This is a genomic window from Exiguobacterium sp. s22 (genome assembly GCF_018617455.1).
GTDB lineage: Bacteria > Bacillota > Bacilli > Exiguobacteriales > Exiguobacteriaceae > Exiguobacterium.
This window is the reverse complement of record NZ_JACSKD010000001.1, coordinates 83,771-110,714: the sequence shown is the minus strand read 5'-3', so window position 1 is coordinate 110,714 and position 26,944 is coordinate 83,771. Positions and strand designations below refer to the sequence as shown.

25 protein-coding genes are annotated in these 26,944 nt (G+C 48.6%); all 25 read right to left on the bottom strand.

From position 1 onward, the window contains the following. Window position 1 precedes the first annotated feature (1 nt). The 25 genes from KNO94_RS00595 to bshC all read right to left on the bottom strand — a co-directional run bounded on the left by KNO94_RS00595 (window position 2) and on the right by bshC (window position 26,921). Window positions 2-1,084 (bottom strand): carbamoyl phosphate synthase small subunit, encoded by a 1,083-nt coding sequence (locus KNO94_RS00595; protein WP_214776781.1) that lies wholly within the window; start codon window positions 1,082-1,084, stop codon window positions 2-4. Then, on the bottom strand, window positions 1,062-2,342 hold the full coding sequence (locus KNO94_RS00590; RefSeq protein ID WP_214776779.1) for a dihydroorotase: 1,281 nt from the start codon (window positions 2,340-2,342) through the stop codon (window positions 1,062-1,064). Before KNO94_RS00590 ends, KNO94_RS00595 begins: the two co-directional genes overlap by 23 nt. Further along, the gene (locus tag KNO94_RS00585; protein ID WP_214776778.1) at window positions 2,339-3,253 is read right to left on the bottom strand and encodes an aspartate carbamoyltransferase catalytic subunit; all 915 of its coding nucleotides are present in this window, start codon (window positions 3,251-3,253) and stop codon (window positions 2,339-2,341) included. Before KNO94_RS00585 ends, KNO94_RS00590 begins: the two co-directional genes overlap by 4 nt. A 129-nt stretch (window positions 3,254-3,382) precedes the next feature. Next, complete coding sequence (locus tag KNO94_RS00580) at window positions 3,383-4,687, bottom strand: uracil-xanthine permease family protein (protein WP_214776776.1); 1,305 nt, start codon at window positions 4,685-4,687, stop codon at window positions 3,383-3,385. Window positions 4,688-4,735: 48 nt separating this feature from the next. Continuing rightward, the gene (gene pyrR, locus KNO94_RS00575) at window positions 4,736-5,293 is read right to left on the bottom strand and encodes a bifunctional pyr operon transcriptional regulator/uracil phosphoribosyltransferase PyrR (RefSeq protein ID WP_251125751.1); all 558 of its coding nucleotides are present in this window, start codon (window positions 5,291-5,293) and stop codon (window positions 4,736-4,738) included. 175 nt (window positions 5,294-5,468) lie between these two features. After that, complete coding sequence (locus KNO94_RS00570; RefSeq protein WP_214739995.1) at window positions 5,469-6,380, bottom strand: RluA family pseudouridine synthase; 912 nt, start codon at window positions 6,378-6,380, stop codon at window positions 5,469-5,471. Beyond that, complete coding sequence (gene lspA, locus KNO94_RS00565; protein ID WP_214776774.1) at window positions 6,380-6,853, bottom strand: signal peptidase II; 474 nt, start codon at window positions 6,851-6,853, stop codon at window positions 6,380-6,382. The genes KNO94_RS00570 and lspA overlap by 1 nt, the downstream gene beginning before the upstream one ends. Window positions 6,854-6,910: 57 nt before the next feature. Further along, on the bottom strand, window positions 6,911-9,637 hold the full coding sequence (ileS, locus tag KNO94_RS00560) for an isoleucine--tRNA ligase (protein WP_214776772.1): 2,727 nt from the start codon (window positions 9,635-9,637) through the stop codon (window positions 6,911-6,913). 275 nt (window positions 9,638-9,912) lie between these two features. Next, window positions 9,913-10,461: a DivIVA domain-containing protein gene (locus tag KNO94_RS00555; RefSeq protein ID WP_214739988.1), complete on the bottom strand. Its 549-nt coding sequence runs from the start codon at window positions 10,459-10,461 to the stop codon at window positions 9,913-9,915. Window positions 10,462-10,479: 18 nt separating this feature from the next. Next, window positions 10,480-11,250 (bottom strand): YlmH family RNA-binding protein, encoded by a 771-nt coding sequence (locus KNO94_RS00550; protein ID WP_214776763.1) that lies wholly within the window; start codon window positions 11,248-11,250, stop codon window positions 10,480-10,482. Window positions 11,251-11,253: 3 nt separating this feature from the next. Further along, a complete protein-coding gene (locus KNO94_RS00545) occupies window positions 11,254-11,523 on the bottom strand; it encodes a YggT family protein (protein WP_214776761.1) in 270 nt (89 codons plus the stop codon). A 4-nt stretch (window positions 11,524-11,527) separates the two neighbouring features. After that, window positions 11,528-11,998, bottom strand: a complete 471-nt coding sequence (locus KNO94_RS00540; RefSeq protein ID WP_015881316.1) for a cell division protein SepF — start codon at window positions 11,996-11,998, stop codon at window positions 11,528-11,530. A gap of 23 nt (window positions 11,999-12,021) precedes the next feature. Continuing rightward, the gene (locus KNO94_RS00535; protein WP_214739982.1) at window positions 12,022-12,675 is read right to left on the bottom strand and encodes a YggS family pyridoxal phosphate-dependent enzyme; all 654 of its coding nucleotides are present in this window, start codon (window positions 12,673-12,675) and stop codon (window positions 12,022-12,024) included. Continuing rightward, entirely contained in the window at window positions 12,672-13,433 is a 762-nt protein-coding gene (pgeF, locus tag KNO94_RS00530; RefSeq protein WP_214739980.1) for a peptidoglycan editing factor PgeF, read from the bottom strand. The genes KNO94_RS00535 and pgeF overlap by 4 nt, the downstream gene beginning before the upstream one ends. A gap of 51 nt (window positions 13,434-13,484) precedes the next feature. Next, the gene (gene ftsZ, locus KNO94_RS00525) at window positions 13,485-14,627 is read right to left on the bottom strand and encodes a cell division protein FtsZ (protein ID WP_214739978.1); all 1,143 of its coding nucleotides are present in this window, start codon (window positions 14,625-14,627) and stop codon (window positions 13,485-13,487) included. Between the two features lie 45 nt (window positions 14,628-14,672). Beyond that, window positions 14,673-15,959: a cell division protein FtsA gene (ftsA, locus tag KNO94_RS00520; RefSeq protein ID WP_214776759.1), complete on the bottom strand. Its 1,287-nt coding sequence runs from the start codon at window positions 15,957-15,959 to the stop codon at window positions 14,673-14,675. Between the two features lie 227 nt (window positions 15,960-16,186). Further along, window positions 16,187-16,957: a cell division protein FtsQ/DivIB gene (locus KNO94_RS00515; RefSeq protein ID WP_214776757.1), complete on the bottom strand. Its 771-nt coding sequence runs from the start codon at window positions 16,955-16,957 to the stop codon at window positions 16,187-16,189. A gap of 14 nt (window positions 16,958-16,971) precedes the next feature. Further along, window positions 16,972-18,048 (bottom strand): undecaprenyldiphospho-muramoylpentapeptide beta-N-acetylglucosaminyltransferase, encoded by a 1,077-nt coding sequence (murG, locus tag KNO94_RS00510; protein WP_214776755.1) that lies wholly within the window; start codon window positions 18,046-18,048, stop codon window positions 16,972-16,974. Further along, on the bottom strand, window positions 18,045-19,382 hold the full coding sequence (murD, locus tag KNO94_RS00505; RefSeq protein WP_214776754.1) for a UDP-N-acetylmuramoyl-L-alanine--D-glutamate ligase: 1,338 nt from the start codon (window positions 19,380-19,382) through the stop codon (window positions 18,045-18,047). Before murD ends, murG begins: the two co-directional genes overlap by 4 nt. Window positions 19,383-19,395: 13 nt before the next feature. After that, window positions 19,396-20,355: a phospho-N-acetylmuramoyl-pentapeptide-transferase gene (mraY, locus tag KNO94_RS00500; protein WP_214739969.1), complete on the bottom strand. Its 960-nt coding sequence runs from the start codon at window positions 20,353-20,355 to the stop codon at window positions 19,396-19,398. A gap of 21 nt (window positions 20,356-20,376) precedes the next feature. Then, a complete protein-coding gene (locus KNO94_RS00495; RefSeq protein ID WP_214776753.1) occupies window positions 20,377-21,681 on the bottom strand; it encodes a UDP-N-acetylmuramoyl-tripeptide--D-alanyl-D-alanine ligase in 1,305 nt (434 codons plus the stop codon). Window positions 21,682-21,738: 57 nt separating this feature from the next. Continuing rightward, on the bottom strand, window positions 21,739-23,886 hold the full coding sequence (locus KNO94_RS00490; protein ID WP_214776751.1) for a penicillin-binding protein: 2,148 nt from the start codon (window positions 23,884-23,886) through the stop codon (window positions 21,739-21,741). Then, window positions 23,886-24,248: a cell division protein FtsL gene (ftsL, locus tag KNO94_RS00485; protein ID WP_214739963.1), complete on the bottom strand. Its 363-nt coding sequence runs from the start codon at window positions 24,246-24,248 to the stop codon at window positions 23,886-23,888. Before ftsL ends, KNO94_RS00490 begins: the two co-directional genes overlap by 1 nt. A gap of 24 nt (window positions 24,249-24,272) precedes the next feature. Continuing rightward, window positions 24,273-25,205 carry a 16S rRNA (cytosine(1402)-N(4))-methyltransferase RsmH gene (gene rsmH, locus KNO94_RS00480; protein WP_214739961.1) on the bottom strand — a complete coding sequence of 311 codons (933 nt, stop codon included), beginning with the start codon at window positions 25,203-25,205 and terminating at the stop codon, window positions 24,273-24,275. A gap of 159 nt (window positions 25,206-25,364) precedes the next feature. Then, complete coding sequence (gene bshC / locus KNO94_RS00475; protein ID WP_214776749.1) at window positions 25,365-26,921, bottom strand: bacillithiol biosynthesis cysteine-adding enzyme BshC; 1,557 nt, start codon at window positions 26,919-26,921, stop codon at window positions 25,365-25,367. Window positions 26,922-26,944: the final 23 nt, after the last annotated feature.

Here is a 26,944-nt window from a genome sequence, read left to right as displayed (position 1 = left end):
GTCAAATTCCTACTTTCTGTTTGTTTTCTTGTACGAGTTGCATGAATCGGTCAAATAAATCGTTGGCATCGAACGGTCCCGGTGCTGCCTCGGGATGATACTGTACCGAGAAAGTCGGATGATGGAGATGCCTTACCCCTTCAATCGTTCCGTCATTGACCGCACGATGTGTCACGATGAGCGGTGTATCGAGCAGTGACGTTTCCTCTACCGCATATCCATGGTTTTGAGAAGTGATGGTCACGGCACCTGTCTCAAGCTCGAGCACCGGATGATTCGCGCCACGATGTCCGAACGGAAGCTTGAATGTGTTCGCACCGTTTGCGAGGGCAATCAGCTGATGACCGAGACAAATCCCGAACATCGGTGTCGTCGGCATGAGTTGCTCGATGAGCGGCAATGCAGTCGGAACGTCTTTAGGGTCTCCCGGTCCATTTGACAACATGATGCCGTCCGGCTCGTACCGTAATACTTCTTCTGCCGTCACATCGTGCGGGAAGACGATGACTTCACAGTCGCGTTTCATCAACTCGCGCATGATTCCGAGTTTCGCGCCAAAGTCGATCAAGGCGATACGTGGTCCCGTTCCCGTACTCACATACGTCCGTTTCGTCGATACGCGTGCGACTTGGTCGTTCGGAGACAGTTCGTTAAAGCGAGACTGTACCTCGTCCCATGTCAATTCACCATCGACGAGGACACCTCGCATGACACCTTGCGCCCGTAAATGACGTGTCAACATTCGTGTATCGATATCCGAGAGTCCTGGAATGCCGAAGCGAGTGAGTGTTGCATCGAGTGTCGTCGTTGAACGGAAGTTCGATGGCGTATCGCATACTTCTTTTACGATCAACGCTTTCGCCACCGGAACTGTCGTTTCAAAATCCTCGCGATTGACACCATAGTTTCCGATCAACGGGTTCGTCAGGACAATCATTTGGTCGCAGTACGACGGATCCGATAAGATTTCTTGATATCCTGTCATCCCTGTCTGAAAGACGACTTCGCCCATCGTATCAGCGGGTGCCCCGAACCCTTTCCCGACAAATTTCATTCCATCCTCAAGCCATAACGTTCGTTTCATCAAATCGCCCCTTATATACAATTTCGCCACCGACCATCGTCATGACCGGCCATCCGACAAGTTGTTTCCCCGTAAAAGGTGTGTTCTTCCCTTTCGAATAGAACGTCGACGGTTCCACCACCCGCGTCGTTTCTGTATCAATCAGTACCAAATCGGCATCCGCCCCAACTTTCAGTTCCCCTCTTGATAATCCGAACACGTCGCTCGGGCGTTTCGTCATCCAGTCGAGCAATTGACGCTCTTCCATGATGCCTGCCTTCACGAACGTCGTGTAGAGAAGTGGAAGGGCCGTCTCGAAACCGGTAATCCCAAACGGAGCCCGCTCTATCCCTTGTGCCTTTTCTTCTGCTGTATGAGGAGCATGGTCCGTTGCAATCATGTCGATCGTTCCATCGAACAATCCTTCGAGAAGCGCCTGTCGATCGTCCTCGCTTCGGAGCGGCGGGTTCATCTTGAAGTTTGCATCGAGTCCTGGGATATCATCTTCACTCAAGACGAGGTGATGTGGCGTCACTTCAGCAGTCACACGGATGCCGGCACGCTTCGCATCCCGAATGACACGAACCGATTGGCGGGTTGAGACGTGACAGACGTGATAATGACAGCCCGTTTCTTCGGCAATCAACACGTCGCGAGCGATATGAATGCTCTCCGCAAGGCTCGGAATTCCTTGAATCCCATAGGCTTCACTGAATTTGCCTTCGTGGACCGATCCCGCCTTCAACGTATTGTCTTCACAGTGGGCGACGACCGCTTTGTTCAATCGTTTCGCTTCGCGCATCGCTTGTCGCATCATCGCCGCCGATTGGACACCGACCCCGTCATCTGTGAAGGCGAAGGCATCTGCGAGCGATTCCATGTCGACCTGTTCCTCACCGAGCTGTCGTTTCGTGATGGCCGCGTAAGGAAGGACTCGGACGACTGCATCTTGATCGATTTTTTGGAGGAGGACGTCCATCGTCTCGCGATTGTCCGGTACCGGTCTCGTGTTTGGCATCGAGCAGATGGTCGTGAATCCGCCTGCCGCAGCAGCCATCGTTCCCGTCTGAATCGTCTCTTTCGCCTCGCCTCCCGGTTCACGCAAGTGGACATGGACATCGACGAGTCCTGGTGTGAGCAGATAGCTTGATGCATCGATGATTTCTTGCCCCGCGCTCTCCCCTTTATAGTCGAGTGACTCGATTTTTCCGTCCTTCACTAGAATAGATGTCGTGCGTTTCGTTCCCTCGTCATACCATGTCGCGTTTTGAAGTATCATTGTTGTCCTCCTAATGCTCGATTTAAAATGCTCATGCGTGCATAGACGCCGTTCTTCATTTGCGGGAAGATGCGTGACCGCTCATGTTCGATTAGACTTCCGGCAATCTCTACATCCCGATTGACCGGAGCCGGGTGCATGATAATGGCGCCTTCTTTCATTCGCTCGACGCGTTCGACCGTCAAACCGAACTGTGTGTGATACTCCTCTTTCGAGAAGACGTCTCCCATGATATGACGCTCATGCTGTACACGAAGTAACATGATAACGTCACATTCACCTAAAATGTCATCGAGTTTTTTTCGCTCTAGTCCCATCGAATCGTCCCACCAAGAGATGGGGCTACAACCGACCACGTTTGCCCCAAGGCGCTTCAAGACACTCGCATTCGAGCGGGCGACCCGACTATGGACGAGGTCGCCACAGATGGCGACGTTCAACCCTTGGAACGTTCCGAACTCTTCATAGATCGTAACGAGATCGAGCAACGATTGGGATGGATGTTCCCCGCTCCCGTCCCCTCCGTTCAACACCGGGATATTTAGTTTCTCGACGAGTTCGTGATAATAGCCTGCTTCCGGATGTCGAATGACGAGCGCGTCCACACCGATGGCTTCGAGCGTTTTGCACGTATCGTAGAGCGTTTCGCCTTTTGTGACCGATGACGTCGTCACATCGAATGGAATCTCTTGCATGTTCAAATGGCGCTCGGCCATTTGAAACGAGTTTTTCGTGCGCGTCGAATTTTCAAAGAACAGGTTCGCTACCGTCTTCCCGTCAAATAATGGAGGCAGATCTCCTTGTTTGTAACGCAACGACTCTTCAATCATGCCCATGATCTCCTCAAGGGAAAGTGTGTCCAAACTGACGAAGTGTTTGACCGGTTTTACGTTTGTCTGCATCGTATTCATGTTCGTCTCCTCCTTTAGTTAGAGGCAAAGAGAAAAGGCGTCTCTTCACCGATGTGAAGGGACGCCTTTATCTGGGCAGGGTACACCCAAATAAACGAGCCTTCACTTTGCCGACCTCACGGGATCGAATTAAAAGTTACTTGCTTGTTTCGTTTCTTCAGTTGTGTTGATGTCGACCGCTGTTTCCTCTTCTTCTTTCGGCAAGATCGCGTTCAATAAAATACCGACGACTGTCGCGAGCGCCATCCCTTGTACCGGGAAGCTACCGATTTGAACCATCGCACCACCGAGCCCGATGACGAGGATGACCGACGAGATGATCAAGTTGCGTTTCTCTGCCAAGTCGACTTTGCTCTCTACCATCGTCCGTAACCCGTTTGACGCGATGACACCGAACAAGAGGATTGAGATTCCACCTTTGACCGGGTTCGGGATGGTCGAGATGAATGCTTCGATATGACCGAGGAATCCGAAGCTGATGGCCATGAGCGCCGCTCCAGCGATGACGTAGACACTATAAACTCGCGTGATGGCCATGACGCCGTTGTTCTCACCGTAAGTCGTACACGGTGGTCCACCGAGTGCGGAGGCGACCGCTTTTCCTACCCCGTCACCGAGTAGCGTGCGATGGAGACCCGGATCTTTCATCGTCTCTCGTCCGATGATTTTCGACGTGACCATCTGATCACCGATGTGCTCCGTCATTGTGACGAGGGCGACCGGTACGATCGCAAGGAGTGCACCGACTTGCCACATCGGCATGTAGTCGACGAACACCATCGTGAAGTCAGGGAGTTGGAACAAGCTCGCTTGTTGAATCGGTGAGTAATCGATGATTCCAAATGCTGCGGCAATCCCGTAGCCCCCGACGATTCCAAAAAGGATCGGAACCGCTCCCCAGACACCTTTTAGCTTTGTCATGGCGAGCATCGTGATTCCAAGCGTCAATAGAGCGATGATCATGAATGTTCCGTTGTACGCACCATCTTGATTCATCGACATGTCGATGGCGACCGGTGCGAGCGAGAGGCCGATGACCATGATGACCGGTCCAACGACGACTGGTGGAAGCAATCGGAGCAACCAGTTGACGCCCGTCTTATAGATGATCAAGGAGACGACACCGTATACCGAACCGGCAACGATTCCGCCGAAGAGTGCGGCTTCGACACCCCATTGCTGGCTGACCGCAATGATTGGGGCGATGTAGGCAAAACTAGAACCTAAGTATGTCGGGACTTTGAAGCGAGTAATCGCTAAGAATGAGAGCGTGGCCACTCCGGAAGCGACGAGGGCGACCGATGTATTTAATCCAGTCAAAATCGGGACTAAAATCGTCGCTCCGAACATGGCGAAGACGTGTTGAAGACTGAATAACAGCCATTGTGGAAAGTGAGCTGGACGCTCGTGGATGTGTAGAACAGGTTGTTTCATATTGAATTCTCCTTCCTGGCCTCTCGGGACCACCTTAAAGGTATGGGTTTAGTGCTGATGGATACTGACTTCATCCGCCGTATCGACTTCACTGAGTCGGACGACGACTTGCTCGGACTTGGACGTCGGCACGTTCTTTCCGATAAAATCTGGTCGAATCGGGAGTTCCCGATGGCCTCGGTCTATCAAGACAGCGAGTTGGATATAGTCCGGACGACCATGGTCGACAAGCGCGTCCATTGCGGCACGAACCGTGCGACCGGTATACAGAACGTCGTCGACGAGGACGACCGTCTTTCCGTTGATGTCATGCGGTAATTCCGTCGCTTTCACTTCTGGGTCAAGCGACTTCTTCGATAAGTCATCTCGGTAAAGCGTGATATCGAGATTACCGAGTGCGACCGGCTTGCCTTCAATCTCTTCGATTCGGCGTGCGAGTCGGTCAGCGAGCGTTTCGCCTCTCGTTTTGATCCCGACGAGTACGACATCATCGATTCCTTTGTTTCGTTCAATGATTTCATGAGCGATTCGCGTCAAGGCTCGACGGATGGCTGACTCATCTAAAATGACTGATTGTTTCACGTGATTCCTCCTTCCAAACTTCATAAAAAAAGAAGACTCCCTGATCCGGCTGGAAAGGGAGTCTTCATCAAAAACGGCATACGAATGCCGGGGTTGAATTGACGTAAATGTGACCGCGGTCACAATCCTTTCACAGCCTCTCTGGACTGGGTTTAAAGGTGTTATGCTTCCTAGACTATAAATCGGAACGTGACAGAAGTCAACGTGTTTTCTCGATTTTATCTAATTTTGCGAGTTCCGCTTTGAAGTCTTCTGGGAGTGGCGCCTCGAACTCCATCCATTCTTTCGTACGTGGATGATGGAATCCGAGTGTTGCCGCATGGAGCGCTTGACCGCCTAAATCAATCGTTCGGCGTGGACCGTATTTCGGGTCACCGGCGAGCGGATGACCGATATAACGCATATGCACACGGATTTGGTGTGTACGACCTGTCTCGAGTTTACACTCGACAAGCGTAAAGTCTTTGTAACGTTCGAGTAAACGAAAATGTGTGACGGCTTCTTTGGCGTTCCGGTCCGTCACGGTCATGCGCTGACGATCATTTGTATCACGCCCGATTGGTGCCTCGATTGTTCCAAGTTCATGGACAAGTTCGCCGTGGACGAGCGCGATATATTCCCGTTTGATTGTCTTGTCTTTCAATTGGCTCGCAAGCGACTCGTGTGCCAAATCATTTTTAGCGACCATGAGAAGACCTGTCGTGTCCTTATCAATCCGATGGACGATTCCTGGACGTTTGACCCCATTGATGCCCGATAGGTCATCGCAATGGAAAAGTAGCGCATTGACGAGCGTTCCTGATGTATGACCGGCTGCAGGGTGAACAACCATCCCACGAGCCTTATTGACGACGATGACGTCCTCATCCTCAAAGACGATTTCGAGCGGGATGTCTTCAGGCAACACTTCGAGCTCGACCGCTTCCGGCACGTTCACTTCCACTTCATCCCCCACTTGAAGCTTGTAGTTCGCCTTCACGGCACTACCATTGACGAGGAGGGCTCCCGTCTTGATCCATTCCTGTACTTGTGAGCGTGACCATTCACCACGGTCACTGACCCACTTATCAATCCTTGCCTTTTCATCGGCGACAAAAGTATACGTTTCCATTACGATTGTCCCCTTTCTTTGTGTAATTTTTCTTCAAATAAAATCCCAACGACCATCAAGATGACCCCAAACGTGAGTGCCATATCGGCCACGTTAAAAATTGGGAAGTTGTACCCGAACGGATACGTATCGACAAAATCGACGACTTCGCCACGAAACAGGCGATCGATAAAGTTCCCGATGGCACCGGCCAATAGTAGTCCGACACTGTATCCGAGAAGGTGATAACCTTTTACTTCTTTGTGCATGAAGTAGATCAGTCCTGCCACGACAAGCATTGTGATGACGAAGAAGAACACCATTTGTCCCTCTAACATTCCCCACGCTGCCCCTTTATTGCGATAAGACGTCCAATATAACAAATTCGGGATGACTTCAATCGATTGCCCGATGGTCATCGTCTGTACGACCATCCATTTCGTCAATTGGTCGAGAAAAATCAAGAGTATGGCCAATCCATAATAGCGTTTCATACGCGTCTCCTTTCAAGCCGTTAAGAAACCGGAGTGGGGACGCCACTCCGGTTCGTCTTAACCGATTACTGATGCACAGCGTGGGCAAAGCTCAGGATGCTCTTCGTTTTGTCCAAGCTCTGTCGAGTATGTCCAACAACGTGCACAAGCGGCTCCGTCGGCTTTCATGACTGTGATTTTCGTCGTCGCATAATCGACGTCTGCCGTCTCAGACCATTCCACTTGCGATACTTGAAGCAGTTGACTGACGTTGTCGATCGTCTTGAGCAACTCGGCAGTCTCTGCTTTCGGTGCGAGGATCAACTTCGCCTCAAGCGGTTTTCCGATCAATTTTTCTCCACGTGCAATCTCAATCGCTTTCAAGACATCGTCACGGAAGACGAGGAATTTCGACCACTTCTCAAGTAAAGCCGTTTCGTCTGTTGTGAGCGCGCTCACTTCTTCTAAATCCGTCAAGAAGATACTTGCTTCTGACTTCCCAGGAACCTCTTTCCACGCCTCATCGGCTGTATGTGGAAGGATTGGTGCCAATAGTTTCGTCAAGAGAACGACCGCATCGTACATGACTGTCTGAACAGCACGACGACGGAGATCGTCTTCACGTTCGATATACAGAATATCTTTTGTGAAGTCGAGGTAGAACGATGATAACTCGTTGACACAGAAGTTATGAACGAGATGATACACGGCCATAAAGTCAAATTCATCGTATGCTTTGACAACTTTTGTCTGTAATTGTTTGAGTTTCGTTGCCATGAAACGGTCTGCTTCCGGCATGTCGTCGAATGCGACACGCATCGATGGTTCGAACCCGTTCAAGTTCCCGAGCAAGAACCGGATCGTGTTACGCATCTTCCGGTAAACTTCTGATACTTGTTTGAAGTTGTCATGTGACGCACGAACGTCTGATTGGTAGTCAACCGATGCGACCCAAAGGCGTACGATTTCGGCACCGTATTGTTTTACGAGATCGTTCGGCGCGATTGTGTTACCGAGCGATTTCGACATCTTACGTCCATCGCCATCAAGGACAAAACCGTGGCTTAAGACGTTTCGGTATGGTGCTTTCCCAGTCGTCGCGACAGCTGTTGAGAGTGACGAGTTAAACCAGCCTCGATATTGGTCAGAACCTTCAAGGTAGAGGTCTGCCGGACGACGCAGGTTTTCGCGTTCCTCCAATACACCAGCGTGTGAAGAACCTGAATCGAACCAGACGTCCATGATGTCGAGTTCTTTACGGAACTCGCCATTCGGGCTGTTCGGATGTGTGAAGCCTTCAGGGAGAAGGTCTTTCGCTTCACGCTCATACCATACATTTGACCCGTGCTCGCGGAACAAGTTCGCAATGTGGTCAATCGTTTCGTTCGTGATGATTTCAGTACCATCTTCAGCGTAGAAGATTGGGATTGGAACACCCCAAGCACGTTGACGGCTGATGACCCAGTCTCCACGGTCACGGACCATGTTGTAAAGACGTGTCATCCCCCATTCAGGAACCCAGTTCACTTCTTCGATTTCACGAAGCATATCTTCACGGAAATCTTTGATCGATGCGAACCATTGTGGCGTCGCACGGAAGATGACCGGCTTTTTCGTACGCCAGTCATGCGGGTACGAGTGCTTGATGAACTTCAAGTTGAGCAAGTAGCCGTTCTCTTCAAGCTTCATCCCGATTTGTTTATTCGCATCTTCGTAGAAGAGACCCTCGAAACCAGGGGCTTCGTCTGTCATGTAGCCACGATCATCTACCGGGCAAAGGACGTCTAATCCGTAAGCCTGTCCGACACGATAGTCGTCTTCCCCGTGTCCAGGGGCCGTATGCACGAGTCCCGTCGCATCCGCAGTGACATGATCACCAAGGATGACGAGTGACGTCCGGTCATACAAAGGATGCTGTGCCGTCATATATTCAAAATCGCGACCCTTCCATGAACCGCTCACTGTATAGTCAGACCATCCAAGCGCTGCCGTCACTTCTTCAACGAGCGTTTCTGCGACGATATAGCCTTTCCCTTCATGCTCGATACGCGTGTACGTTAACTCATCACTCACCGCGATTCCAAGGTTGGCCGGGATTGTCCATGGCGTTGTCGTCCAGATGACGAAGTGATCATTTGACGTCAATGTATCTTTACCGTCCACGACACGGAATGCCACGTAAATAGCCGGTGATTTTTTATCGTAATATTCAATTTCAGCTTCCGCGAGTGCTGACTCCGAGGATGGTGACCAGTAGACCGGTTTCTTCCCTTTGTAGATGTATCCTTTCTCAGCCATCGACCCGAACAAGCGGATTTGCGCCGCCTCGTATTCAGGAAGGAGCGTGATGTATGGGTTCTCAAAGTCTGCGAGAAGACCGAGACGTTTAAATTGTTCGCGTTGCGAGTTCACTTGTTCCATCGCATATTCTGCACACTTTTCACGGAATTCAGCGACCGTCATTTCCTTACGGTTGACGCCAGCTTTTTGAAGGGCGTTCTCGATTGGAAGACCATGTGTATCCCAACCTGGAATCATTGGAGACTGATAGCCATTCATCCCTTTGAAACGCACGATGATGTCTTTTAATACTTTGTTCATCGCGTGTCCCATGTGGATGTCGCCGTTCGCATATGGAGGTCCATCATGTAAGATATATTGCGGTTTCCCCGCATTTTTTTCTTGTACCTTGTTGTAAAGGTCCATGTCTTCCCATTCTGTTTGCATCGCCGGTTCGCGTTTTGGTAAATTCCCACGCATTGCGAATTCTGTGTTTGGCATTAATAGCGTGTCTTTGTAGTTCATCGAAACTCCTCCATCAACATTTTTTAGAAAACAAAAAAACCAACCCATCCCTGATAGGGACGAGTTGGTTGACTCGCGGTACCACCCTACTAGTCTCACTCTCATGAGACCGCTCTCGGTAACCGATAACGAGGTCAGGCGGTCACGCTTACTATAGTTCAGCGCGACGACTCATAGGGGATACCGATTCGAGTCTTTCTCTTAGGCTCTCACCGTCCCTAAGTCGCTTCGTAGGTATGACTCGATCGACGCGTCCTACTCAACGTGTTGATCATTTATCCATGTTGTTCTTCATTCTGTGTGACTTCGTGGTCATTATACGCAAGTTCTGATCTATCGTCAAGAACCGTCTGCACAGGCGGCTCCCCGACAATCGTCTCCCACTCTGTGCTGTTTAAGAGCTCCATTTGGGCGTCGACGAGGACACGGAATCGTGTTCGATACAACTCGACTTTCTTGAGCATTTGGACGACTTCACGTTCAGCAAGTTGCTCTTTGCGCGCCGCTTCTTCTTCACGAGCGAACGCTTCACGTTCCGCTTGCTTCAAAATGAGACTCGCTTCTTTTTGAGCATTGTTCTTCACTTCTTCCGCTGCTTCCTGCGCCACGATAATCGACTTGTTCAACGTATCTTCCATCGAGGAGAAGTAGTCAATGCGGGCTTGCATATCGTTGACAAGTTCTTCATACCGTCGATTCTCACGAATCAATAGTTCAAACTCTTTAATGATTTGATCTAAAAATTCATTGACCTCATCGATGTCGTACCCACGAAAACGGGAAGAGAATTCTTTATTATGAATATCAATCGGTGTCAACGCCATTCGACTTTCCTCCTAAATTCAACGTATGGTGCCATACTGGATTTTAATTTTTTCACGTTTGGTCGATCCGAGAATCTCCATCAATTTGATACGACCATATCCACGGACGGATAAAAGATCATCCGGCTCAAGGATGAAGCTCGCGTCTTCAATGACTTTATGGTTCACTTTACAGTCGCCATGTTTGACGAGTGCCTGGGCTTTTTGCCGAGAAATATTAAGCACCTCGCTTGCGACCGTATCAAATCGTAACGAGGACACGATGCCAAAGCCTTCTACCCACTCCGTTTTTGGAACGATGAGAATATCTTCTTTCGCCACAGAGGAAATACGGACTTTTGCTTTTCCGACACGCTCGAGGTTCATTTCGATGAACCCGACCGCTTCTCGCGTCGTCGCAAATTGTACGATCTCCTCGTCAAGAACGACGTCACCGAACTTTTTGCGCTTCAGTCCAGCGTTCAGCAATGTCCCTGTCACTTGTCGATGCGTCAAGTCCACGAATTTTGTCGGATACTCGATTCGGCGGACCTCAATTTCGAAATCATCGGCATTCAGTTCATAATAATCCGGGGCCAAAATCAGTCGACGTCGTTCCGCCCCTTTAAATCCACCATCATCATGAATGACAAGTTGTTTCCCGACGAGCTGTTTGACGATTTGCTGTTCACGCGGATCTAAGAAATCCGTCAACTTCAGCACATAGCTATTCTCCACTTGCTGTACCCAGTCGAGCACTTGCTCCACGAACGCGCGTTCACTTGGTCGATAATGGTCATAGACGCTCATACGTCACCCAAAAATCGCAGCGATCCCAGATTGGGCCATACGTAACACGAACAACGCCACGATTGGGGAAATATCAAGCATGCCACCAATCGGTGGGATGATTCGACGAAACGGCGCCAAAAACGGTTCACACAAAAACGATAAGATTTGACCAAATTTAGATTCACGTGCGTTCGGGAACCATGATAATAAAATATAACCGATGAGGACCCAACTATAGATACCAAGTAAGTCGCTCAACGTGTTGCCTAAGGCAGGGATTACGTTTTCCATTCAGTTACCACCCTTTACTGTGAAGTTCATCCTCCGAAATCAAGTTTGAAATTGAACCCGTCAATTCGACGTTGTTCGGAGTACACAGAATCGTGTTATGTCCAATCGAAGTCATCGATCCCTCAAGGGCATATACGACACCTGAGAGGAAGTTGACGACTTGACGCGATTGCTCTTTTGACATGCGCTGAAGGTTGACGATGACAGCACGGTTTTCTTTCAGATGATCGCTGATGTCTTGCGCTTCAGCGAACACACGTGGCTCAGCCAATACGACTTTCGAACGGTCTTTCTTTTTTGTATTGAGCGCTACGAGATTATTTGCTGATTTTGGGCGATCATCCTGTCTGACGACCGATGTTTCAGTCGTAGAAGGAGCGGCTGCATTTGCAACTGCGTACTCTTCTTCCTCATATGTGCTGTTCGGATCTTCCTCGAGTCCAAAGAAATCTTTCATTTTGTTTTTGATTGACATAACGGATTCCTCCTTAAGATATATTATTGCACAAGTACGGTACCAATACGAACAAACGATGCGCCTTCTTCAATCGCGATTGGATAATCGTTTGACATCCCCATCGACAGTTCCGTGCAAGGTGCGTGTTCATACGCCTTTGCCTTCACTTCATCACGTAAATGACGGAGACGGCGGAACGTTTCACGAAGGATGGACTCATCTTCAGTGAATGGTGCCATCGTCATTAGTCCGATGATTCGAATATGAGGATACTGTTTACAGTTCTCGATGAAGGGCGCGACTTCCTCTATTTCCAGACCATGTTTTGAATCTTCTCCTGATGTGTTCACTTGAACGAAACAATCAATCATTCGGTCCGCACGCTTGTCAATCTCTGCTGCGAGAGACAAACGGTCGAGCGAATGGATTGCTGCGACGTGATCAATGATTTGTCTCACTTTTCGCGTCTGTAACGTACCGATAAAATGAAATCTCGCATCCTTCGGCATCCCTTCAACTTTCTCGAGTAAAGAATCCGGACGGTTTTCTCCAAAGTCACGAATCCCTTCTTCGTAGAGAGCATTGGCCACATCGACACCGACCGATTTCGTGACGGCAATCAAAGTAGGGTCCACATCTTGAACGTGTGATGAAATGATGGATTGAACTTCCTTTACATTATCTGAAATACTCACAATTTCCGCTCCTTGACGATGACTGCTGCAAACCGACGTTTCATTTCTCCATCTCGATAGGAGAAATACGGGGCATCTGCGCCAGTCGTTAAATTCGATTGCATGACTAGTGTGTCATGTTCTTTTGCCAATACTTCATTGACGGTTTGGAGGGACAAAAGGGCGTGGTCCCCTGACTCGTTTCGCACGGCCTGTTCATATGCAACGGGTGAGACTTCCCGGACGGCCTGTAGGACGCGACCATCGACCTCATAGTCATCTCCCGAGATGGATGGACCGACGAGCATGTCCACATCGGTCGCCTCGATTCCTTGCTCCGCAAACGTTTCGAGCATGGACTGTACAATGTTTCCGACCGTACCTTTCCACCCGGCATGGGCAATCCCAATGACTCCGTGCTCTTTCGCACAGAAGAAGAGAGGTACGCAGTCGGCAAAGACGAGTGCTAATGGTAACGCGTCCTCCATCGTGAGCAATCCATCCGTTTGAGGAATCGCCTCATCATACTGGAACGCTCCTTTACCTTTATCAGACGAATCGACGACTTGAACCGTTGTTCCGTGCACTTGATCGGCCCACACGGAATCGCCTAGCGAGAGTCCTGATTGTTCAAAGAACTGTCGACGATTTTCGACGACTCGGTTGACTTCATCCCCCACGTGTAATCCGACGTTACCAGCGTTATGTCCGTTCGTTCGCGTCGTCACATAAGCATGATAGCGATTCGTTTCGGTTTCCCAAGTATGTAACAGTTGCATCGGTCTCTCCTTTTAGAAAAAGGGATGCCGAATACCGGCACCCCAAGTTGTTTAGTTACGGCGTTGTCTCACAAACGCAGGGATGTTGATCGTCTCATCTGGGACGTCTCCCCCATAAACAGGACGATGGAAGTTCCCTTCGTCTTGTTGAGCCGTTTCATTTGCTTTTGGTTGGGGTTCCTTGTTCTCAACCTCAGGCTGTTTTTTCGGTTGCTGAAGGAATGGGTTCGCCCCTTGCGCTTCTTCAGCGAATTCAGTTGCAATCACGGTGACGATGATCTCGTCGTTCAAGTTTTCGTTGATGACCGAACCGAAGATTAAGTTCACTTCTTCATCAGCTGCACTTTGAACGATTTGAGCCGCCTCTGTTACTTCAAACAAGCTGAGGCTAAGTCCACCCGTGATGTTCATCAAGACACCTTTCGCTCCTTCGATTGATGATTCGAGAAGAGGTGACGAAATGGCTTTCTTCGCAGCTTCAACGGCACGGTTTTCACCTGTAGCGACACCGACACCCATGAGGGCAGAACCTTTCTCCGTCATGATCGTCTTCACATCTGCAAAGTCAAGGTTAATGAGACCTGGAATCGCAATCAAGTCTGTAATCCCTTGAACACCTTGGCGAAGTACGTTATCCGCTTCACGGAACGCCTCAATCATCGGTGTGTTGCGTTCCACGATTTCAAGAAGCTTATCGTTTGGAATCACGATGAGCGTATCTACTTTTTCCTTGAACGCTTGAATTCCGTGTTGCGCATGTTGCATACGCTTGCGACCTTCAAACATGAACGGTTTTGTGACGACACCGACTGTGAGTGCGCCGATTTCTTTTGAAATTTCTGCAATCACTGGAGCAGCACCTGTCCCGGTTCCACCACCCATACCAGCAGTGACGAAGACCATGTCTGCTCCATCAAGTGCTTCAATCAACTGTTCGCGACTTTCTTCGGCTGCTTTTTTACCGATATCAGGGTTGGCCCCTGCACCGAGTCCACGTGTCAATTTTGCACCAAGTTGAAGTTTCACATCGGCTTTCGACATGTTCAACGCTTGTGCATCCGTGTTGACAGCGATGAACTCGACTCCTTGTACCCCATGTTCAATCATGCGGTTAACGGCGTTTGACCCGCCGCCACCGACTCCAATTACTTTAATTTTTGCTACGGCGTCAATCGCCTCATCAAAGTACATCATTCAGGTATCCCCCTACGTATTTTCCAAGTTGTATTCAACATCAGCTTAAACGCCAAATAATTTTTCCATCAAACGACTAAACCCTTTTTTCGATTCCTGATCGGTCTCGTATTCGTTCTCTCCTACATGAATATCGGTCGCTTCTTGCTTCGTGTGAAGTGTTTCCTGACGAACTTCCGGTTTTTCAAGTTGAGATTTCGAAACGTGATGATCGCTCATCAACACATATTTCAATACGCCAACGGCTGTCGCGTACTTCGGATGTCTGACACCAATCGACGAAGGTTGGTACAATCTCGTCTTTTGGCCCATAATCCGAGTCGCCAATTCCTGAATACCAGGCAGAGCGGCTGCTCCACCGCAAAGTAAGTATCCGCCATTTAGCATCGGAACACCTACTTTTTGAACCTTATTCAACATAAGGGTAAACATTTCCTCTATTCTTGCTTCTAAAACGTAGCTAATTTCTGATTGTGGTTCGAACGCCACTTCCCCATTGATATTCGTATAGGAGAAACCTTCTGTCCCGTCGGCCATTTCTTCAAGAGCGAGACCGTATTCTTCTTTCGCAACTTTGGCGTCTTGATAATTACAATTGAGCTTATACACCAAATCTCTCGTCATATGGTCCCCACCGACCGGGAGGATATATGAATAGACGAGGTCTCCCCGATAAAATACGGAAACCGTCGTTTTTTCATGTCCGACATCGACAAGGCCGATTCCTAAATCGATTTCATCTACAGAAGCCGCGCTCATGCCGAGTGCAAGATTTCCTAAAATAAATCCTTCGAGTTGTAATCCGGCCCGTTCGATCGAACGACGAATACTATGTAAAATGGTCTTCGATCCGGTTACCATTTTCCCGTGCATCTCAAGTCGATAGCCTAACATGCCACGCGGATCAACGACACCTGTTTGTTGATCGACCGTGAATGAAGATGGAATCACGTCGATGACACTCATCTCATCCGGTAAGCGCATCACTTGTGCCGAGTTGATCACTTCCATCACGTCTGCGTCCGTAATTTCCTGGTCTTCCCGCTTCACAGATGCGATTCCATGACATGGGGCAATTTGGATATGTTCCCCTTCGATGGCAACGTATACAGATCGAATTTGATCGCCTAATGATGTTTCGGCATGTTCAACGGCCTGTTTGATCGCTTGAACTGTCTTATCGATGTCTACGACGGCGCCACGTTTTACACCCGCAGACGGTGCACACCCTTCTGCCAAAATATTAAGCGTTCCGCCGAGCAATTCACCGACGACGAGCTTAATCTCTGACGTTCCAATATCTAATGCGGCTACATAACCATTCGCTTCCAAAAGGGAAACACCTCCGCTCTATAATTTTCCTGTCCCAATTGCCTGACACATAAACAGATATCCAATAAAATTGTTGGTTTCGACAAGATATCTCACGTCTAAGTTTACAACAAATAAGATAGTGAGAAAAGGTAGAATCCTACAATTTAAGCGGTTTCGCGTTATCAATTCGTTTACAAACGACAAAAAAACAGCCCTTAACTGTCTAAGGACTGTAATATAACTGATTATTCATTCGTTTTCTTGTATGGAACGAAGTAAAACCCGCCATCCATGACGACTGTCCCGCGCTCGCCTTTCGGGATATTTTCATAGATTTCTCCGTATTTCGAGACGGTCTCACTTAACTTCAATGTCGGAGTTAGCAATGTATTTCCATCATTCATGAAAATCTCGTATCGCGTCGGTTCTCCTTTTTTCTTTGACAACGTCACTTCTGACATACGAGCCCGAGTCGCATCATCCACACGCTCGAGTTCACTCGCAATCTTTTTAAGTTCTTCTTCAGAATTAAATTCCCTAAGGAGGGGACCGTCCTTTAACTTTTGAGGGTCAGTAATGGTACCGGTCGGATGAAGCGAGCCGTCTGCTAAGACGACCACATCTCCCTTGTCTGCCCTCGCGTAGGCAATCATCTTTTCTTCTGTCACGTTGATTTGAACGTTGTTGTACCAAGAGCGATCGATCTCTACCTGTTTGACACCAGGCAGCTGTTCCATCTGCTCACTCATCTTTTTTGGGGACAGACTAATAAACTTTGTCGTCGTGTCGAGTTCCACATCTTGAAACACGTACGACTTTTCTAACCAGAAAAGACCGGATACGTTCACTTCTTTGACGTTCGACATCGAGGTTTGCATATAAACTACGAGTAAGATTAGAATCCCAAATAAGGAGAGTACAGAAAACATCCGACGGTTCGCTTTTTTTCGCCGTTGTTTCTTCATATATGGAATACGGTCTTCAAGACTACGTACCGTTTGTTGGCTAGGTTCCATCGGATTCTACTCCTTTATCGAATGACTTCTTCTGCTAAATCAGCTAAAGCATCTGCCGCATGAGGGAATCCAAGTGCACGGGATGCTTTCGCCATCTCTTCTTGATGTTCAAGGACTTCACGAATCGCTTGTACAAGCGTCCCTCCTGTCAATTCATCTTCTTTCACAAGTAATGCTGCCCCGTTCTCGACAAGAGCAGATGCATTTTTCGTTTGATGATCCGCGGTCACGTAAGGACTCGGGATCAACACACTTGGAAGTCCGAGTGCCGTCAATTCTGAAATCGTTGATGCCCCGGCTCGTGAGATGACGAGTGACGTACAGGCGAGTAAAGACGGCATATCGTATACATATGGATGAATATGAACGTTATCAGAAGATGGCGCCTGCTTCGACACCGCATCGTAATGCACTTTCCCGGTGACGTATAGTACATTGATCGGCAATTCCGAAAGTGTCGGGATTGCTTCCACGACCGCTCGGTTGATCGCCTCTGCGCCTCGGCTTCCTCCGTATATCAATATGATTGGACGCTCATCTAACTTGTATTGTGCTCTCACCGAAGCCTCATCGACTTCTGTTTGTAGCACTTCACTGCCACGCGGGTTCCCGATTAATCGAACGTTCGCACCTGGGAAATGGACATCTGAACCTTTGAACGAGAGAGCGACTCGATCGGCTTTCTTCGATAGGAATTTGTTCGTTAATCCCGGAATGCTGTTTTGTTCGTGAAGAATCGTTGGAATTCCGAGTTGTTGTGCTGTATAAACGACTGGTCCGGATACGAAACCACCCGTCCCGATGACGACATCCGGTTTAAAGGCAGCCATATCTTTTTTTAAAGAACGTACGGCTTTTAAGAACCAATAGGCCGTCTTCAGATTTTCGAGTGAAAGGGAACGTTTAAGACCAGCGATTTGAATCGACTTGAACGGAACCCCTGCTCGCGGAACGAGATCGGCTTCTAATCCATTCTCCGTCCCGATGTATTGTACCTGTAAATCCGAGTGACGTTTCTGTAGCGTTTCAATCAGTGCGAGTGCCGGATAAATATGACCACCGGTACCACCACCAGATATCATAATCTTCATCGGTTCGCCTCCTCATATAAACGGACGAGTTTTACGAACTGCTCGCCTCGTTCTTCAAACGTTTTAAATTGATCCCAGCTAGCACAAGCAGGGGAAAGTAAGATGACGTCTCCCTCATCTGATTGTTCAAATGCAAGAGGAACAGCTTCTTCTAATGTACTGACCGTAAACGATGGAATCTGTTGGGACTCGCCGAGCGCTTTAAATCGTTCAGCCGTCTCACCGAAAGCGATGACCGTTTTCACGTTTGATAAGGCTGGAATAAGGGCAGATAAATCCGCACCACGTTCGAGACCACCGCAGAGCCATACGATCGGGGCATCAAACCCACATAGAGCCGCTTCTGCTGCCACGTTGTTCGTTGCTTTCGAGTCGTTATAGACAGAGCGACCAAGCACAGTGCCAAGGCTTTCTGTCCGATGCGCGACTCCACCAAAATTTCGTAACACACGTTCGATATGGGCACGCGGAATGTGGAACGGTTCAATCAGAAGTAACGCGGCCAATACATTTTCCACGTTATGGGCTCCACCTAAAGCCAGTTCGTTTACCTGGATGATTTTTTCACCGCGAACCGTGACCCACCCATCGACGACCGAGGCGTCGCCATCGTCAAAGCTGAATGTGCTCGGATGAATCTGCTCCGGTACACGTTTCATCACTTCTGAATCGGTACGTTTCACAACGAGTTGATCGTCATTCGTCATTTGACGGAACAAGTTTCCTTTTGCATCCGCATATGACTTGAAGTCCCCGTGATAATCCAGATGAGCTTCCGATAGATTGAGTAAAGCAGCGGAACGTGGATGGAACGATTCGATCCCCATCAATTGAAAGCTTGATAACTCGATGACAATCAAATCGCCCGCATTGGCTTTTGTCGCGACCTCGATCGCAGGGAATCCAATGTTCCCTGCAAGATGCACCGGTCGTTCACCACCTTTGAGTAGCTCATGAACTAGTGTCGTTGTCGTCGTTTTTCCATTTGACCCTGTGATGGCGACAAAGTCTGCCTCTGTTGCGCGATAAGCGAGCTCCACTTCTGTATAGATCGGAATCTCTCGTGACATCGCTTCTTGGAGCAACGGAATATGATAAGGAATTCCTGGATTCTTGACAATCAAGTCCGCCTCATTCAACAAACCGATTGGATGTTCATTAAAGACAGAACGAATCCCGAGTGCTTGAATTTTCTCTTGTTCCTCTTGAGGCGGAATGTTTCCCGTATTGATGGTTACATCCGCTCCTGCATGATGCAGATAAGTCGCTGCAGCAATACCGCTCTTCGCGGCGCCGAGGACGAGAATTTTTTTACCGTGCCATTGCTTTTCCATCTGTCTCACCCTTTTACATGAGTAGTAATGATAAACCTGCCGTAATTAAACTGATCCCACCGAACGTGAGCACGATGCGCCACTCTGACCAACCGACCATTTCAAAATGGTGATGGATCGGACTCATCTTAAAGAGACGCTTGCCTGTCGTTTTGAACGAGATGACTTGTAATATAACGCTCAACGTCTCAATGACGAAGATGATGCCGACAAAGACGAGGAGTAACTCGAGCTTCAGCATGAGTGCGAGTCCGGCAACGGCCCCTCCTAATGCGAGTGACCCCGTGTCCCCCATAAAGATTTTTGCTGGGTATTTATTGAACACGAGGAATCCAATCAAAGCACCCACGACAGCAAAGGCGAACCAGGCGATTCCGAGTTCATCTTGTGCATGGGCATAGATTCCAAAGAACGTGAACGTCGGGATGGCTGAGAACGAAACAAGTCCGTCTAACCCATCCGTCAAGTTAACGGCGTTTGAGAACCCGACGAGCCAGAAGATGACAATGGCGATATAGAACCACCCTGTATCAAACGAAATCGATGTGAATGGGATGGAGATTGACGTATCGAGTTCTCCTCCGAGTGATAAAAACCATGCAAACAATACCGATACTACGATTTGACCGATCAACTTCTGAAGAGATGTCAATCCAAGGTTTCGCTTGTTGACGACTTTAATATAGTCATCTAAGAAACCGATGACACCGAATGCCATCGTAACGAATAGAAGGGTTCCAAAACCAGCGACCGCTTCTCCGAAGATGACGGATACGATGAAGCCGACGAGAATCGCAAGCAAGATCACGATCCCACCCATCGTCGGTGTGCCCGATTTCTTCTGGTGCCAACCTGGACCTTCGTCCCGAATCTCCTGTCCAAATTTCAACTGACGTAATGCCGGGATAGCTCGTGGCATGACGATTAAGACACTTAATAATGAACTGATTAATACGATTAAACTAATTAACATGATGCTACCTCACTACTCTATTTATTGAACGAGGCGCTCAAGCGCCAGTCCTCGAGATGCCTTTAACAATACCACAGTATCCGGTCGCTGATAACGATGAAGGAGTTCCTTCGCTTCCTCCACAGTAGCTACCGCTTTGACGTTGACACGTGAATCTTGAATCCCATCGGCAATCCATTTTGCTTTTTCCCCGACTAGGATGCAGTCCGTCACCGGGAACGTTACGACTTCACCTACTTGTTCGTGTTGTGCTTGTTCATCCATTCCTAACTCATACATATCGCCAAGAACGAGCACACGATGTGAGAATCCTTCGAGTGATTTGACCGTTTCAATTGCTGCAATCATCGACGTTGGACTTGCGTTGTAGGCATCGTTAATGAGATGGGCATCACCGAACATCTGTTTTTCCATCCGCATCGATGTCAACTTGATTCGGTCTAGTCCACGTTGAATCATCGCATGATCAAGACCGAGCGCTAATCCACATGCAATCGCATAGGCCGCATTTCGAATCTGATGGGCACCGAGTACTTTTAATTCATATAAATCACCGTTGTATTTAAAAATCGATGCGTCAAACGACGTTTCAATCACTTCGATTTTCCCGTCAGCCGTCTCATCATACCCGACACGATAGCCTTGCCCGGCTAAAAGTGGTTCATCCGCATCGACGATGAGTCGACCGTCCGCTTTGAGTCCAGCTTTGATTTCTAGTTTCGCTTTGGCAATTCCCGAACGCCCACCGACTTGTTCACCATGGGACTCCCCGATATTCGTCACAAATGCCACGTCCGGTTTGGCAAGTTTGGATAGCGCTTCGATTTGACCGAATCCATTCATCCCCATCTCGAGTACGGCCACTTCTGTATCCCGTGGCATTCGGAGGACGGTCAACGGTAAGCCGACGTCCGAGTTGAAGTTCCCAGCCGTCTTATGCGTCTTAAATTTTCCTTCAAGTACGACTGCGATCATATCTTTCGTGGACGTTTTTCCATTCGATCCCGTAATGGCGACGACAAGTGGCTTGATTTCCTCTAAATAACGGGCCGCCGCCGTTTGCAGTGCCTCGACCGTCGATTTGACAGGAATGACAACAAGGTTGTCTGGTTGAGGACGCCCTTCTTCCCAGAACGTGACAATCGCACCTTTTTCGACTGCCGACTCGATGTAGTCATGACCGTCGACTCGCGCCCCAACGATTGGGACGAAGAGACCCGCTTCATTTTCATCTCTCGAATCTGTGGCGACACGTTCAACGAGGCGTTCGTCACGTACATCCATCCCAAACCAAGATGCTAATTTCTGAACTGTCAATTGTTCCATACAAACTTCCTCCTCTTACATAGGAAAAGAGAGCCGCAGCCCTCTTCATCTCGTGCGTTAATTCGACGGTGTCTTCAATTTCACTTTTAATGAAGCACCCGTTTTGACCGGTTTTCCTTTGCCAATCGATTGTGATGTGACAAATCCGGTACCATCGATTTCTAAATTCAATTGATATAGCGTCGCTAAACGTTTCACGTCACGTAACGACCAGCCTTTTAATGTAGGCATCGTAAACGAATCACTCGTCTTTAGCAACAATCGTTCACCGACGACATACGATTGACCTTTCACAGGACTTTGAGCCGTCACTTCGTCCCCATCGCCTAAGACAATCGGATTAAACGATTGATCTTTCGACTCTTTCACGACCTCTTCCCGGTTTTTACCAAGATACGATGCAGTCGTTTTCGTCGAAGCCTCGACTGCTTTTTCTTGTTTCTCCGGCTCGACACTACGGTAACGTAAGGCAACGTCCATCACGTCTTTAAAGAGAGGAGCCATGATACGTGGTCCTGTCGTCGACGAGTCACTGTTCGGTCTGTCGACTGCGATATACATGACAAGTTCCGGGTCGTCTTCCGGAGCCATCCCGACGAACGAGTGGATATACTGTCCACTTAAATATTTTCCGTTCTCGGCGATTTGCGCCGTACCAGTCTTCCCGACGACGCGGTAATTATCTAACGCATATAATTGACCGGTCCCGACGTCGCTATTGACGACACCGTCCAGTGCTTCACGCGTTTTTTTGGCAGTCTCTGCAGTGATCGGTTGACCGACTTCTTTCGGATTGGTCGTCCGAATCGTCTCACCCGTCTCACTATTGACGATTTTCTTGATGACGTGAGGCTGCTTCATCGTTCCATCTGTCGCGATGGCCGATGTCGCCTGTAAGATTTGCATCGGAGTCACCGCTGTCGATTGCCCCCATGCGGTGATCAAGACGTTCATCGGGCTCTCAAAGTCGAATTGACTATTGACCTCTCCAGGCAAATCGATTCCTGTCCGCTGATCAAACTTGAAGGCTTTGAAATAATCTTCATATCGACTGAGACCGAGACGTTCGTTCGCTAATATCGAGAATGCGACGTTTGACGAATGCCAAACGCCTTCTACCATAGGAATGGTACCCCATCCGGTAATGTTGTAATCATTGAACACCGTCTTGCCGTATTTATATGAACCCGATTCATACATCTCATTCGGATTGAATACGCCCTCGTTGATTGCTGCGGCGAGCGTAAAGATCTTCATCGTCGATCCTGGTTCAAATCGGGACGATACGGAGAAGTTACTATACGATGAAATCTCACGCGTATTCGGATCAAACGACGGACGGTCCGACAAAGCGATAATTTCACCCGTCTTCGGATCCATGATGATGGCCGTCGCGTGCTGTGGTTCATACTCCTCGTATAATTCACTCATCTTCGTCTCAAGCAATTGCTGAATCCGATGATCGATTGTCAATTGGACATCTGCCCCATCTTCCGGCTCGATTTTCAACTGTTCATCGCTTGACACGAGTTCGCGACCAGCCAAGTCTTTCTCGAACCGATACAGACCATACGATTCACTTAAAATATCGTTCAGTGACTTTTCAATCCCTAGTTCCCCGACAAGCTCGATGCGACCGTTCTGGTCAATCTTCTGTGCATACCCAATCACCGAGGAAGCAAATACTTTGTTCGGGTAATAGCGCTTCGGCTCCTCGACAAATGTGATGCCGGGAAGGTCAAACGCCTCGATTTCTTCTTTTTGTTCCACGGTTAAGTCACGCCCGGGAACACCGAACTCGATTTGTCCGAGGTCGGCGTTTTGTTTGAGCCGTTTCAATAAATCTGCTTCTGTCATAGGAAGCACGGTCGACAATTGCTTCGCCGCTTCGGCGAATTCATCGGGCATGAGTGTCTTTTCTTTGACCCGCTCCCCACCGAGTTTCAACACGGCAACGAGCCGGTAGGACGGGATGTTGATGGCAATCGGTTGACCGAACCGATCATATACCTCGCCTCGTTCTGCCTCTAACGTACTGACCGCCTTCCAACGCTGTTCTTCCGCAAACGCCAACATGTTCTCGCCTTTGTACGTATGCGTCACGGATAAGTATAGAAACCATCCGACAAAAAATAAAAAGAGTGGGGTGAAGCAGACAATCGCTACCCACGCCACTCTTTTTTTACTCTGTTTTAAAGAATTCATCAATCAATCACCTTGACATTCTTCTCATTGAATTTCATTCCGAGTTTCTCGGCAATCGCATAAATTCTTTCGGGCGAGCTTAATTGGGCGATTTCATACTTCAGTTCTTCGTTTTCTTTGGCAACTCCATCGATTTGCTGATTGAGGGCCGCTGTGTCACGCATAATGTTATACGCTTCGTTATGCTTCGACACCGTGATGCCACCGAACATGACCACTGAACCAATCATGACTGGATACAGGATCGATTCGAACAAGGTCAACGTGCGTCGTTTTGGAGCTGGTATTGGTCGTTCTTGCGGAATCGGATTTCGATTCGGTGAAACTTGAGGCTGCAACGCCTTACGGGCAGCTTCTGGCATCAGGTATCCCTCCTACAATCCAAATTATTTTTGTTTTTCAGCCACTCTTAGTTTGGCTGAGCGTGAACGTCGATTATCCTCGAGTTCGCCTTCACTCGCTACAATCGGTTTGCGCGTGATCAGCTTGAGCTCAGGTTCAAATTCTTTTGGAATAACCGGCAACCCTGGTGGTAATGGTGGATGCTGGCTCCGTTCTTTAAACACTTGTTTACAAATCCGGTCTTCTAAAGAATGGAACGTGATGACACAGATGCGTCCGTTCAATGCGAGGAGATCGATCGCATCTTGAACAGCACGGTCGAATACATTCAATTCATCATTGACAGCGATTCGAATCGCTTGGAACGTCCGCTTCGCCGGATGACCGCCTTTTCTTCGTGCTGGTGCAGGAATCGCTTCTTTAATCAAGTCGACTAGCTCGAACGTCGTCTCAATTGGTTTATCGGCACGGGCTTGCTCAATCTTTCGTGCGATTTGTTTCGAAAACTTTTCCTCCCCGTATGTAAAGAAAATACGAGCAAGTTCCCCAAACGACCATTCATTCACAACGTGATATGCTGAAAACTCCCGTGACCGGTCCATTCTCATATCGAGTGGTGCATCATAGTTGTAGCTGAATCCTCGTTCCGCCTCATCAAGTTGAGGTGAAGAAACGCCTAAGTCGAATAGGACGCCGTCCACTTTTGTCACACCGCGTTGAGTAAGTTCTTCTTTCAAGTGAACGAAGTTGCTCTTTATAAACGTCACACGGCCTTCATAAGGAGCCAATCGCTCTTTCGCATGCGCGAGTGCGACGTCATCTTGGTCGAACGCATATAGTTGACCCGTCGTTAGACGTTTCGCGATCTCTTCACTATGCCCCGCTCCACCTAACGTACAATCGACATATACCCCATCTGGTTTGATGTTCAATCCCTCGATGGACTCCATTTTTAAAACCGTTTCATGCTCAAACATTCAAAAAACCCTCTCAACCTACATATTTCAACTGTTTTATTACACTTACTTTATCATAAAAATGTCAAGGTCCGTATAGGTTTTTAGCGAAAAGAGGAAACAAAAAGGTAACAACAAAAAAAAGCTCTCGACAGGTGTCAAGAGCTCTTCAATCATCAATTAGACTCGGAACAAACATCGTTCAGAATCAGACTGTTCATAAGCGAGTTTCAATCGACGAAAAACGTCTAATCCATGACGATTCAACATGGGAACCATCGATAATATGCGCTCTTGCGGTGCGTCCATCGGGAACAATCGAGTCGACAGGTGAATTCGGCGTGCGTTCAATCGATATTGTTCTCGTTTTGACTCGGCACGCATCTCATCGGCCAACCGTTCAAGAACATGTCTCGACTTCAATTCGAAACGTCTTCCCTGCTTGCGTGCTTCCTGACAGATCGCTTCCGTGAGCGCCCGATACGCATACAACTTCTCCTCAAACGCTTCATCATCAAACGCATGGTCCGGGAGAGGCTGTGTCATATATTCTTCTAACGTCACACCTTCTTGACGAAGCTTCTTCTCATCGTTTCTTGACACGATTACAGCACCAAGTCGTGGCATCAGGAGCGGCATCTTCCATCCCAATGTGTGGAATAATGGTCGAAGTTGTAACCAATAGGCGATTTCACCAGGACCCGCAACGTATCCAAGCGTCGGGAACAAGTAGTCCTGCATGAGCGGCCTTGAGATCACGTTGTTAGAAAAACGTTCTGGGTGCGCCTCAATCTCCGCAATCAGTTCCGCTTCTGTGAAGCGATGTCCACGCTTCGTCGTATAGACGCCATCACTTTTCGTGAGGAGTTCCCGCGTGCCGTCATGATAAAACAAATGTGCGGCCTCTTTGTTCAATTCAACCGACGGCATCCCTTCTTCATAAGCATGTGCGAGCGCTTCGTGGAGCGCATCATGACGTTCGATAAGGCGGCGGAACATTGGTCGCTCAAGGGCGCGTACATCTTGTGCATGGGGGTCAAACAACAAGAAGTCGGTTCCGACGAATCGACGCATCATCCCACCGAAAAATTGAGCGAACGAATGGCTCGATTGAATGAGATCAATCAATTCATGATACAACCGCGATGTGTGCGGCGTCTCCGTCTCATTTAATAGGAGACGTTGCGCCATTTGAACAAGATCGAGCTTCACCCGTTCAAACTCCAAGTCCCCTACCGATGCTTTTCCTGCCAATGGCAACGATGACAACGTGTCTTTTTTCAAATTTCGAGAAAACGGTTGTGTTGTGAAGACGTGGTTGATTTCCGCAAAGTCATGATCTTCCGTCGCCATCCAGAAAATCGGGAGAACCGGCTTCCCTAATGTAACTTCGGCCTGCTTCGCCCGCTTGATTACCGCCAACAATTTGTAAACGGCAAATAGTGGCCCCCCATATACACCAACCTGTTGTCCTGTCACCATGACATATGCTTCTCGCTGTTCGAGCAACTCAAGGTTCGCTGATAGCTCGTCCGATAGTTCCCCGAACTGTCGTTGCTGTTCTTTTAAAATTCGGACAAGGTCATGCAGATGTTCATAGGAACGATTTGTAATTTCCTCAACACGTTTTTCGACATCATCCATACCTTGATAATCAAGCCAGCGCTCATAGCCTCGATCAATTTGAATCATTGGAGACGATGGGGCATATTGGGCGTCAAATGCTTCTACCTTCACGTATAACAACTTCCTTTCAATCA